The 12,450-nt window shown below is 51.3% G+C and carries 11 protein-coding genes; 3 read left to right on the top strand and 8 right to left on the bottom strand.

Going from position 1 to position 12,450, the window contains the following annotated elements:
• Positions 1-130: 130 nt before the first annotated feature.
• Positions 131-379, bottom strand: coding sequence for a hypothetical protein (locus tag B9L19_RS09270; RefSeq protein WP_025950716.1), 249 nt, complete (start codon positions 377-379; stop codon positions 131-133).
• 398 nt (positions 380-777) lie between these two features.
• Between B9L19_RS09270 and B9L19_RS09265 the strand changes: the two genes are divergently transcribed.
• Positions 778-2,085 carry an ATP-binding protein gene (locus tag B9L19_RS09265; RefSeq protein WP_025950717.1) on the top strand — a complete coding sequence of 436 codons (1,308 nt, stop codon included), beginning with the start codon at positions 778-780 and terminating at the stop codon, positions 2,083-2,085.
• 239 nt (positions 2,086-2,324) lie between these two features.
• Entirely contained in the window at positions 2,325-3,074 is a 750-nt protein-coding gene (gene map, locus B9L19_RS09260) for a type I methionyl aminopeptidase (protein WP_047753073.1), read from the top strand.
• Positions 3,075-3,248: 174 nt separating this feature from the next.
• On the opposite strand, the gene B9L19_RS09255 is transcribed toward map, so the two are convergent.
• Positions 3,249-3,650: a secondary thiamine-phosphate synthase enzyme YjbQ gene (locus B9L19_RS09255; protein ID WP_025950719.1), complete on the bottom strand. Its 402-nt coding sequence runs from the start codon at positions 3,648-3,650 to the stop codon at positions 3,249-3,251.
• Positions 3,651-3,797: 147 nt separating this feature from the next.
• Here B9L19_RS09255 and B9L19_RS09250 point away from each other — a divergent pair, with 147 nt between their 5' ends.
• Positions 3,798-4,808 carry an MBL fold metallo-hydrolase gene (locus B9L19_RS09250; RefSeq protein WP_047753101.1) on the top strand — a complete coding sequence of 337 codons (1,011 nt, stop codon included), beginning with the start codon at positions 3,798-3,800 and terminating at the stop codon, positions 4,806-4,808.
• A 43-nt stretch (positions 4,809-4,851) separates the two neighbouring features.
• Here the strand turns inward: B9L19_RS09250 and B9L19_RS09245 are convergent, their stop codons facing one another.
• The 6 genes from B9L19_RS09245 to B9L19_RS09220 all read right to left on the bottom strand — a co-directional run bounded on the left by B9L19_RS09245 (position 4,852) and on the right by B9L19_RS09220 (position 12,296).
• Entirely contained in the window at positions 4,852-5,700 is an 849-nt protein-coding gene (locus tag B9L19_RS09245; RefSeq protein ID WP_025950721.1) for a TIGR03943 family putative permease subunit, read from the bottom strand.
• Between the two features lie 15 nt (positions 5,701-5,715).
• Positions 5,716-6,579: a permease gene (locus tag B9L19_RS09240; RefSeq protein ID WP_047753072.1), complete on the bottom strand. Its 864-nt coding sequence runs from the start codon at positions 6,577-6,579 to the stop codon at positions 5,716-5,718.
• Between the two features lie 215 nt (positions 6,580-6,794).
• Complete coding sequence (locus tag B9L19_RS09235) at positions 6,795-8,663, bottom strand: PTS fructose transporter subunit IIABC (RefSeq protein WP_047753071.1); 1,869 nt, start codon at positions 8,661-8,663, stop codon at positions 6,795-6,797.
• Between the two features lie 26 nt (positions 8,664-8,689).
• Positions 8,690-9,601 (bottom strand): 1-phosphofructokinase, encoded by a 912-nt coding sequence (gene pfkB, locus B9L19_RS09230; protein ID WP_025950724.1) that lies wholly within the window; start codon positions 9,599-9,601, stop codon positions 8,690-8,692.
• Positions 9,598-10,350 (bottom strand): DeoR/GlpR family DNA-binding transcription regulator, encoded by a 753-nt coding sequence (locus B9L19_RS09225; RefSeq protein WP_025950725.1) that lies wholly within the window; start codon positions 10,348-10,350, stop codon positions 9,598-9,600. Before B9L19_RS09225 ends, pfkB begins: the two co-directional genes overlap by 4 nt.
• A 179-nt stretch (positions 10,351-10,529) precedes the next feature.
• Positions 10,530-12,296, bottom strand: coding sequence for a bifunctional diguanylate cyclase/phosphohydrolase (locus B9L19_RS09220; protein WP_425268997.1), 1,767 nt, complete (start codon positions 12,294-12,296; stop codon positions 10,530-10,532).
• Positions 12,297-12,450 lie beyond the last annotated feature (154 nt).

Raw genomic sequence — 12,450 nt, 5'->3', positions numbered from 1 at the left:
CACTCGCTGGCACATCGCAACGCGAATGCCGCCTTCATTGGGTATAGCGCCCAGCGCAACAGAACAGACCGCAGGCAGAAACAGCCGACCGCCATCAAAAAACACGCGCCCAAAAACGCGTGCCCTCCGTTCAACGAGTATGTACCATGGCCTCTTCTCCCCGACGGTCAAAGGAACCGATGATACGCGTCGGCTCGACGGAAATGATCCAGTCCAATGGAATATTCATCAGCCGCATTTGACGGTTGTAAACGAACAATTTGCGCGTGTCCTGATACAGCTTAACCGGCAACACGACCACTTCCCCTTGATAGGTTTTTACACGCACCGGTTGCTTCTCGGCAATCCAATCCGACAGCTGTTGATATAATCCTTTCATTACATTCGCTCTCCCTTCTCACTCATCCCTATCCATGATTATATAAAGAAATAGACGGAAGGGGGAGTGAAGAAAAATCAACAAATTCGACGAGCGGATGACAAACCGTGTCTGAGCGACTGACAAACCGTGTCGACATGGGATCGATCGTTTCTTCAAAAAACACCTCTCTATATGTCCAATTGATAGAAAACCTCAATGATTTGGAAAGGGAATTTTTCGCTAGAAATGCAACGGTTCTTCTGCCTATGTTTGTCGAAAAAACGAGATTTATAGCAAAAAAAGACTATCAATTTCACCTTAACAGAACAGTGATGTTCCGGTTACAATGTAATATATTCGCAGTTTTTGTAGAAATTCTGGTTATGCAGCTTGACGATGGGAAAGAAGGTGCCGCGATGCTGAATATTTTCAAAGACTTTTTGCTCAACTTGTTTTTCATCCTTCTGCCGGTGTTCCTCGTTCCCCTCTGTACGGATCAGGAGAAGGGAGGACAACGGAGCCACCTTTATTTGCCGACCATTTGCTACGCCGTCGTCATCGTATTATGCATCACACTTCCAGTCGGAGAACGGAGTGATTTTATCTTTGATCTACGACAAATTCCGTTATGGCTTGGCAGTTTGTACGGCGGAGCAGGGGCAGCCGCTTTTTTGGCGCTGACATCGATCGTTTACCGCTCGCTGTTTGGCGGAACTGGCGTCGTTGTCACCGCCGTCGTTTCCATCGCCATCGCAGCAACAAGCATTGTATGGACAAAACGGTTTTTGCGAATGGCGGCCAAGCAACGGGCACTGTTTGCCGCATCCCTTAGTTTTGGTTCTGGTGTATTGACGGTCATCCTGACGGAGTGGATGGCGGGGGCCACTGTTTCTCCCCCATCTTCAGTCACACTTATTTTTCTGCTTGTACAGCCGATCAGCATGCTGGTCGTTTGTTCGTTTTGGGAGATGATGAATCATAGCATCGCGCTGCGCAAACGGGTGATTCGCGCCGAGAAAATGGAAGCCGTCACCCATTTGGCTGCTTCCATCTCCCATGAAATTCGCAATCCGCTCACCGCGGCGCGTGGGTTTATCCAACTGATTGAAGAGCAGACGCTGACTGCCGACAAACGCCGCCAGTATGCGCGCATCGCCATTGAGGAGCTTGACCGAGCGGAAGCGATCATCACCGATTACTTGACGTTCGCCAAGCCGGCGCCCGAGACGCCGGAAAAGCTGAACGTCAAGCTCGAGATTGAACGGGTCATTGACATCCTCCGCCCGCTCGCCAATATGAGCTGCGTCGATATTCAGGCGACGCTTGCCCCTTTTTCCGTCATCGGTGAGCGCGAAAAATTCCGTCAATGTTTGCTCAACGTAATGAAAAACGCCATCGAAGCGATGCCTAACGGCGGGACGGTGCAAGTATACGTCTCCATTGACAACGGACGCGTGCTCATCCGCATCGCCGATACCGGCGTTGGCATGACGAAAGAACAGCTCGAACGGCTTGGCGAACCGTACTTTACGACGAAAGGCGTCAAAGGCACGGGGCTCGGGATGATGGTCGTCTACCGCATCATTGAATCGATGAACGGAACGATTCGCATCGAAAGCGAAATACATAAAGGAACGACGGTGTCGATTTATTTGCCGCTCGCACCGTCTCCTTCTTCCTCAACGATTTCTGATAAAGAAAAACAGCTGTTTGCCGCCTTGTGACATAGCAGAGACGAGCCAGAAAAGCTCTTTGCAGGCAAGGATCAATCAAAGTTCTGTATGCCCCCATCAAAGGGCCTTTCTGTTTCCTAGGCATCTTCGCCTCTTTCGCATCCTATTTTGAGGTGAAATCTTGGAATCGATCCGCAGTTCAGAATGGATTGCCGCGGTTTCACATCACCGTTCTTTTTGCTACAATACTTATCGAAGCGAAACACATCAAGGGAAAAGGAGACAGTTGCATGATTCACGTCAAAACGGAACGGGAAATTCAATTGATGCGCGAGGCGGGGAAACTCTTGGCCGCCTGCCATCAAGAGATCGCCAAACGCATCGGACCGGGCGTCACAACGATCGAAATCGACCGGTTCGTTGAAACGTTTTTGGCCAAATACGGCGCCAAACCGGAACAAAAAGGATACCGCGGCTATCCATATGCCACGTGCGCCTCGGTGAACGACGAAATTTGCCACGGGTTTCCGCGCAACGAGCCGCTGAAAGAAGGTGATATCGTCACGATCGACTTTGTCGTCAATTTGCGTGGAGCGCTCGCCGATTCCGCCTGGACGTACGCCATCGGCGACGTCAGTGAAGACGTGGAAAAGCTGCTTGACGTCACCGAGCAGTCGCTCTATAAAGGAATCGAGCAAGCCGTTCTCGGCAATCGGATCGGCGACATCGGCCACGCCATTCAAACGTACGTCGAAGCGCGCGGCTTTTCCGTCGTACGCGATTTCACCGGACACGGCATCGGCCCGACGATTCACGAAGAACCGTATGTCCCTCACTTCGGTGAAAAAGGAAAAGGGATGCGTCTAAAGGAAGGGATGGTCATCACGATCGAACCGATGGTCAACATGGGGGCATGGCAAAGCAAAATGGATCCGAACGGCTGGACGGCGCGCACCATTGACGGCTCTTATTCAGCGCAATATGAACATACGATCGCCATTACGAAAAACGGACCGCTCATTTTGACGACGCCGGCGTAAGGATGCAGATGGTTCTTGTTCTCAACAGCTTGATTTTTTCGACATTCGAAAAACCCGGGTACACGTTTGCCCGGGTTTTTCGTTCCCTTCTCTCTATTCCCGTCAGACCGTTGCGGTCGCTGTGTTGCCATTGCTTTCTCCTGTTTCTTTGTTTACATAATATAATTATGGTTACTACCCTTTCAGCACTTTCACATAAAATGTCCGATGGCGCGGCCCATCGTACTCGCAAAAATAGATGCCTTGCCAGCGGCCAAGCAGCAACCGGCCTTCATGAATGATAACATGTTGCGATGCGCCGACCGTGCTTGCTTTCATATGGGCGGCGCTGTTTCCCTCTATATGACGGTCAAGCGGATGCTCCCACGGATACGTTTCATCAAAGCGTCGCATCATATCGCGCTTCACATCAGGATCCGCGTTTTCGTTTATCGTGATGCCGGCTGTCGTGTGCGGGCAATAAACGATCGCCACCCCCTCTTCTACCCCGGACTGGCGCACCGTTTCTTCGACAAGTGACGTAATCTCCACCATTTCATCGCGCTTTGTCGTGCGAAGCGAAAAGGATTGAAACATATCTTTCACCTCCCGAACAAACATTTTGTAGAACAAAGCAAAATTTGCTACCCTTTAATTATAACGCATGGAACGGTCTCCCACCTGCCATAACCGCATGGAAACGGGAGTATCCTAGCAAAGATGATCCATTGGGGTGAAACTGCCGTGCCGAAACGATACACGAATCTCGACAACGTCTCGACACACAAAACATGGGCCGATTTTTACCGCTGGCAGCGGGAGCGAAAACAAAAACAAAAAGATTTGTCATACGTTGTACCCCGCATGGAGCCGCCGCAATCCGACCGGCTTCACAAGCCCGGCGGACGGCCCCAGCTTTGCTGGGTTGGCCACTCGACCTTTATCATGCAGCTGGCCGGCGTTACGATCGTCACCGACCCGGTTTGGGCGCAGCGGATGGGCACGGCCAAACGCTTGTCAGCTCCGGGCATCGCGCTTGAGGACATGCCGCCCGTGGACGTTGTGCTCATCTCTCACGGCCACTATGACCACTTGCATATCGGCAGCCTCCGCCGCTTGCCGGGCGACCCGCACGTGTTCGTGCCCGAGGGGCTCGGCCGTCTGCTCCACCGCCGCGGCTTCCGCCATGTCACTGAGCTGTCGTGGTGGCACAATGCCGAATTCCGCGGCGTGACGCTCACATTCGTTCCAGCCCAACATTGGACACGGCGGACGCTGTGGGACACGAACACGTCGCATTGGGGCGGATGGGTGATCACATCAAACGGCGCCCCCACCATCTACTTCGCCGGCGACAGCGGCTACTTCCGAGGCTTTCGCGACATCGGCGACCGCTTTTCCATCGACTATGCGCTCTTGCCGATCGGCGCGTACGAGCCGGAATGGTTCATGGGGCCGCAGCACACGACCCCGGAAGAAGCGGTGCAGGCGTTTTTGGACTGCCGCGCCCGGCTGTTTGTGCCGATGCATTATGGGGCGTTCCGCTTGGCCGACGATACACCGAAAGAAGCGCTCGACCGCCTATGGGCTGAATGGCGGCGGCGCGGGTTGGAAGAGGAGCGCTTGCTTTGCTTGAAGCTCGGCGAGGTGATCGATGCCGCCCAAGCGTTGACGACCCTTTCCCCATTCGACAATACGTTCAGCCAAACAGACGCGGTCACCACGGAGAAACAACAAGCATGGCCAAAAGAATGATCGCAGCATGGCCGAAAAGAGCGAGCCAATCCACGGCCCGCTCTTATTCATTGAATTGGCGGTATACGTACGGCTCCTTCGGTTTGGCCACCCGCTCCCATGACGTCACGTTTACATAAGGAATCGTCATATGAAACGGCTGATAATACATGGTAGATAGCGTTCCTTTCACACGAATCCATTCATCATTATGAACCGGCACCGTCTTTGGAAACTGAAGGAGCAGCCCGTACACCCCTGAATCCGCAACACAATGAATGATTCCAAAGCGAAGGAGAAACGCCTCATTGGCGCGCGCTGTTTCCTCCCGGTAGACAAACCCGGTGAATTCGATGCCACGGGCGGCAAATTCGCCAGGAAACTGATAAATCGTTTCCATGGCATTTAAATAATTTTGGTCATTCAACTCCAAGCGAGCGAGACGGCTGTATTTTTTCAGCTCTTTTTCCATGGCATTTTGATAATCGTCGCGCCCATAATACATGCTCGTATCCGGACGCAAAAACTGCCGCTGGGCAAACGGATCGCTGCTGTCAGACGCCATCCCAGGAACATGAATCCCTTTCGCCTTCACAACTTCGGAATTGAGCGTCGCAACGGGAAACAAGAAGGCAGAAACAAGCGGAAAAACAAAAATAAGGTAATTCAACGCCCGCTGCCAGCGCGCGGACGGTTCATGATGGTGATGACCGCAGCACTCCTCCCCATGATCATGCGGCTCCTCGCTGCGGCTTGCCAGCACAAACTGCACGATCGTGAGGAAAGCAAACACAAACATCGCACTAAACGAAATATACGCATACCGCATATTAATGTATTGGCTCAACTCTCCCGTAATATACAAATGGAAAAACAAAAACGCAAACCCAAGCAAAATATACATGCGAATCATGCCGCCACCTCCTTGCTAGATCAATAGCGATCCGACAAACACAAACAACGTGATATAGGAAATCAGTTTCCACACAAACCGGGCGCGGAATGACTGAAACAACATGAGCGTATTTTTCACATCGAGCATCGGCCCGTAAACGAGAAACGCTGCCAGCGCGTGAAACGGAAATGTGCTTTGAAATGACGAGGCGATAAAGGCATCCGCCTCGGAACAGAGCGACAGCACGAAGGCGAGCGCCATCATGACCAAGGAGGCCGCCACTTTCCCATTGCCGATCGACACAAGCGCCGACGTTTTCACATACGTTTGCATCGCCGAAGCAATGAACGCCCCAATGATCAAATATTTCCCGGTCGCAAAAAATTCATCGATCGTATGGCGCAGGGTGCCGACCATTTTCTCTTTCCACGTACGAGGCATCATCGAGATCTCGCGCCTCTCATGGCGCAGTTCGCTTCCTTCATGCCGAATCGCGATCACCGTACCGATCGCAACGGCAACGGCGCAAGCGAACAGCGCCCGGTACAATACCATCGTCCAGCTGCTTCCGAAGGCGATATACGTCGAAAACAGCACAACCGGATTGATGACGGGCGCCGTTAACATAAACGGCACGGCCGCGTAAAGCGGCACCCCCTTGGCGACGAGACGGCGGGTGATCGGCACGATGCTGCATTCGCACGAAGGAAACAAAACCCCGATCAACGCCGCATACACAATTGCCAAGCCCCGGTTTTTTGGCACCCATCGTTGCACGGTCTCTTCACTGACAAACATTTGAATGACGCCGGAAACAAACACCCCGAGCACGACGAACGGCAACGATTCAATCAGGATGCTGATAAAAATCGTGTTCAGCTGCAAAAACGTGTTCATCGTAGGTTCTCCTCTCATTTACAACCGTTCATTTTACCATGAGAAACGACCATTGTCATGAAAATTTGGTAAAAAAAATAGAAAACGAGGCCGTCCCAAAAGATCGTCTCTCTTTAAGAGAGATACAATCTATCGTGTCACCGAAGTGGTTTGTCCCTGCATCTTGTCATGAAGAAAGGGTGTCCCGTCGCTTTCGGGACACCCTCCTTTCTCTGTTATTCTTCCACTTCTTTTTTCCACAGTCCGACCATCAACGCCGTCACGATGGAGCCGATCAAAATGGCAAGGATGTAAAGCCATGCGCTGCCTTTGACGATCGGAATGACGAAAATTCCGCCGTGCGGCGCCGGCAACCCGATATGGAACCACATCGTCAGCGCCCCTGCCACAGCCGAACCGACAATGATGGACGGAATGACCCGCACCGGATCAGCTGCCGCAAACGGTATCGCCCCTTCGGTAATGAACGAGGCCCCCATAATATAGCACGTTTTGCCCGCCTCGCGCTCGGCTTTTGTGAACTTTTTCTTAAAGAACGTTGTCGCCAGCGCCAAGCCGAGCGGCGGCACCATCCCGCCGGCCATAATCGCCGCATGCGGCGCAAAGTTGCCCGCTTCAATCATCGCCAGCCCAAACGTATACGCCGCTTTGTTGATCGGTCCGCCCATATCGACCGCCATCATGCCGCCCAACACCGCGCCAAGCAGCACTAAATTCGCCGTCCCCATGCCGGAAAGCCAATGTTTCAACCCTTCATTCAACGCTTTCACCGGATCAATGACCACATACATCATGATGACGCCGGTGAGAAAAATGCCGAATACCGGATAGAGCAACACCGGTTTAATCCCCTCGAGCGACTGCGGCAAACGGCTGAACAGGTTGCGCAGCCCGACAACCAAATACCCGGCCAAAAAACCGGCGATCAATCCCCCCAAAAACCCAGCTCCGCCGTTCGCCGCCAGAAAGCCGCCGACCATCCCCGGCGCAAACCCCGGCCGATCGGCAATGCTCATGGCAATGAATGCAGCGAGCACAGGGACCATCAACGCGAACGCATTGCCGCCGCCAATGTCCATTAACAGTTTGGCAAACGGATGATACGACGGATCGTTCGGGTCAAACGCTTTAATGCCGAACGTGAAGGAAAGGGCAATCAAAATCCCGCCGCCAACGACAAACGGAAGCATATTTGATACGCCGTTCATCAAATGCTTGTAAAAACCGATTCTCGGTTTCGCCGCTCCCACGCTGTCCCGTGCCGCACCGCTTGCTCGATAAATCGGCGCGTCTTGGCGCAGCGCCTGCTCGATGAGCTTCTCCGGCTCGCGGATCGCACGGGCGACCGGCACTTGAATGACATGTTTGCCGTCAAAACGGTCCATCTCGACTTGTTTATCCGCCGCCACAATGATCGCCGTTGCTTCTTCAATCTCCTTCGCCGTCAACTCGTTTTTCACTCCATCTGAGCCGTTTGTCTCGACTTTGATCGTCACACCCATTTCCGCTGCTTTCGCTTTCAGTGCATCAGCGGCCATATACGTATGAGCGATTCCGGTCGGACAAGCGGTCACCGCCAGCACTTTCCTCCCGTTCTCTGCCCGTGCGGCTTGCCGAGGAGCTTCTTGCTCGCTTTCTTTCTCAGCAAACAAACGGACAATCTCCTCTTCGCTTGAAGCGGTTTCAAGCTGAGCACGGAACGACGCATCCATCAACATCGACGACAAGCGGGCAAGCGCCTCAAGGTGCGTCTGTTCCCCGCCTTCTGGTGCGGCGATCATGAAAAACAAATGGCTTGGCTTGCCATCGAGCGACTCATAATCAATGCCTTCCGCTGAACGGCCGAACGCCACCGCTGGGCGCTTGACCGCCGCCGTTTTGGCATGCGGAATGGCGACGCCATCTCCAACGCCGGTCGTGCTTTGTTGTTCGCGCGCCCAAATCGCTCGTTTGAACGCCTCCACATCGCTGACCGCCCCCGCTTCGGCGAGCTTTTCGGCCAGTTCATCGATGACTTCGCCCTTTGTCTTGGCTTGAAGCGCGAGAATCATCGTTTCGTTTGTCAACAAATCCGTAATCTTCATTGGTCCAATCCCCCTTCATTTTCAATTTATAAATGCACGATATGGACGCGGTCGACGAGCGCTTCCACTTCCTCTTTCGTGCACAAATCTTCCGAAAACGCGGTCGCACTCCCAGCGGCGACACTGTAAGCGAATGCTTCCTCAATCGATTTCCCGTTCGCTTGGGCAGCCAAAAATCCAGCGACCATCGAATCGCCCGCCCCGACCGAATTTTTCACTGCGCCTTTCGGCGCTTCGGCAAACAGCGCCGTTTCCTCATTGAAGTAAAACGCCCCGTCGCCGCCCATTGACACAATGAGATGTTCCACTCCCTTTTCCACCAGTCGTCGTCCATACAACACGATGTCTTCTCTTGTCACCATCGCAACACCAAACAGTTCGGCCAGCTCATGATGGTTCGGCTTAGCCAAAAACGGCCGGCAGGCGAGCAGCCTCTCGAGCGCCGGACCGCTCGTGTCAACAACAAGGCGAACGCGCCGCTTCACCGACTCAGCCGCCAATCGCTCGTACATGTCCGCCGACAGCGACGTCGGCGCGCTTCCAGCGAGAACAAGCACATCGCCAGCTGAAAGCGCTCCGACTTTCGCGATCAATTGCGCGGCATCGTCATCGGCAATCATCGGGCCTTCACCGTTAATTTCCGTCTCCCGCCCCGCTTTCAGTTTGACGTTAATGCGCGTTTGCCCTGGGACATGAACAAAATCGCAGGCAATGCCTTCTTTCCGAAGTTCGCTTTCAATGAACCCGCCGGTAAATCCGCCGACGAATCCAAGCGCCGTGCTGTCAACACCCAAGCGCTTCAACACACGCGACACGTTGATCCCTTTCCCGCCCGGAAATGTGAACGTTTTCACCGAACGATTCAGTTCGCCAACATGAAGCTCATCGAGATGAACGATATAATCAACAGATGGATTCAACGTACATGTGTAAATCATGGAGCCACAACCTCTACTGTTGTTTTTGTTCGATACAAATCGTTCCACTCTTCATCCAATTCATCGGTGATCAACACCGCTTCATGCAAATCCGCAATTTTTGCGAACGCGCTTTCATTCAACTTCGAATGGTCTGCAAGCACATACGCACGCTGCGCCAGCTGCATGGCCGTATATTTCACCAGTGCCTCTTCCGGGTCCGGCGTCGTATAACCATAGTCGTAATGAACACCGTTCGCGCCGATGAAACATTGGTCGAAGCGGTACTGCCGCAGCGACTCGATGGCGCCGCGCCCGATCAACGCCTTCGTTTTCGGCTTGATCATGCCGCCGACCAAATACGTCGTGACGTTATGCTCAAGCAGCCGCTCGACATGCATCACGCCGTTCGTCACCACAATGACCTCTTTGCCAGCCAAATGCGGAATCATTTCCCACGTTGTCGTTCCCGCATCCAAATAGATGCAGTTTCCTTTTTGCACCAAGCTGGCCGCATAGGCGGCGATCCGCCGCTTTTCTTCGATATATTTCAGCGATTTTTCTGACACGCTTAACTCTTCACGTTTTTGCTGCAACAAGGCCGCCCCGCCGTGCACGCGGCGCAGTTTCTTTTCGGTCTCAAGCTGCGTCAGATCACGGCGAATCGTCGACTCCGACGCCCCGGTCGCCTCCACAAGCTCCTGCAGCTTGACAACCCCTTTTTGCGTCAACTGCTCCAAAATGAGGCGATGGCGTTCTTCGGTCAGCACACTCCCACCTCCGATCACCGGGGATATCGCTTACAACTCTATCATATCCCAAGACAACGAAAAAATCAATCAAAAACATTCATTTTCTATCAATATCATTCAATAAAGGAGAAAAATCATTCAAAAACATTCAAAACCAAAATAAAAAACACTTGCCATCGGCAAGTGCCTTCTTTCACTTAATTCAGTTGCTCCATCTCGGCAAGCGGCAAATAATGCTTCCGCACAAACGCGATAAACTTCGCCGCATAGACCGGATCAAACTGCGTTCCTGCGCAACGCCCGATTTCCTCAAGCGCCTCTTCAAACGTTTTCGTCGGCTGGTACGGCCGCTCGGTCGTCATGGCGTCAAATGAGTCGATAATACACAAAATGCGGGCCAATTTCGGGATTTCTTCCCCCTTCAGCCCGTACGGATACCCTTTTCCATCATATCGTTCGTGATGCAGCTCGACAAGCGGAAGCAACTCATCAAACCGCTTCTCCGCCGCCACAATCTCGCGCCCCCACGTCACGTGCTTTTTGATGATCTCCCATTCATGCTTCTCTAACTTTCCCCGCTTATTTAAAATATCGCGCGGCACTTCGATTTTGCCAATATCATGGATGAGCGCCCCTAGAACGAGCGTCTGCCGCTCATGATCGGTCAACTCATCAAGGCGGTTGCCAAACTCGAACGCGTATTTAAACACCCGTTTGCTATGGCGGTATGTATAGACATCTTTGGAAAGAAAAAACTTCACTTGCTGCTCGAGCGCTTCCAAATCTTGCTTGAAGCGAATCTCGTCCAAACTCATATTATGTTTATCATACAGCTGGACGTTGTTTTTCCCTTGCGCCTTCGCGTAATAAAGCGCCTGATCGGCGCGGTGGATGAGCTCATCGCTTTCATGCATATCTTTTTCCATCTCGGCGATGCCGCACGAAAACGACAGGCAGCGGTACGGAATATGCTCGACGCCGTCAAAATATGTATCGTTCACTTCTTTGCGCAGCCGGTTTAAAAACGCGTACGCGTCTTTTTTCGTCGTATTGGGCATTAAAATGGCAAACTCTTCGCCGCCATAGCGGGCGACCGTAAAATTCGTCCCGTCCACCGCTTTTTGCAGCAGCTTCCCAAAAAAAGCCAACAAACGATCTCCTTGCAAATGCCCGTTCCGGTCATTGTATTTTTTAAAATCGTCCAAATCCAGAAATGCCAAGGTCAACGGCTGTTTCAACAGCTTGCAGTCGGAAAACTGCTCCTTGAGCGCTTCTTTGAAAAAACCGTGGTTGTATAGGCCGGTGAGGTGGTCTCTGTTGGCGCGGTTGGAGACTAGTTGGTATAATTCTAAGAATTTCCTAAAAACAATGGACAATATCGTTACTAAAATAATAAATAAGGACAAGCCAAAATATTTCTCTTCCGACAATAAAATGGCTAAAACCATTGAAAGAAGCAATGTTACTGAATAACCAACACACGCCTCTTTTAAGACACCTAACTCTAGAGCGCCTTTAAATATTTGTCCAATGAAATAGAAGAAAAGAAAAATCAATAATACATTAATACTGAAATAAACTAACAAACTAATCAAATAAGGGAATAGATGATGGACATTTATCTTCCCAATATCCCCATCGAAGAATAAAAATGAGTAATAGGCACCTGATATCATCAAACAATACATTGAGAAATTAAATAAATGTCTCCATGCAGACATTCGTTGATTACGATACAATTCTATCACACTAAAAATAAAAAGAACCTGTAACGTAAAGTTCAATCCATATAAAAACAGAGTAGCCAAGTAAACAGCAGAATCCATTGAAAAAGAATTAGCTTTAGGGGGCAATATAATGGGAAAAAGATTCAACAAAACGACAGAGCCAGTCAATATATATACTAAAACCCAATCTTTTAAAGATTGAGAATGGATATCAACCTCTGTAGCAAATATACACATCCCTAAAAGAGAGACAACAACAGTATATAGTTTTTCTTTGTTTTTTAACCGTTCAAAAACCATACAAAATCACTCTCAGCTAAAAAATTTTAAAGAAGGAGTATCGCCTCCCTCTTTTTATATCAATGCACCTTAAAAAATTAACTTTTCGATT

It is taken from the genome of Geobacillus thermocatenulatus (assembly GCF_002217655.1).
Taxonomy (GTDB): Bacteria; Bacillota; Bacilli; order Bacillales; family Anoxybacillaceae; genus Geobacillus; species Geobacillus thermocatenulatus.
Note: the sequence above shows the minus strand (reverse complement) of the source record. Positions and strands in the feature narration are given on the sequence as shown.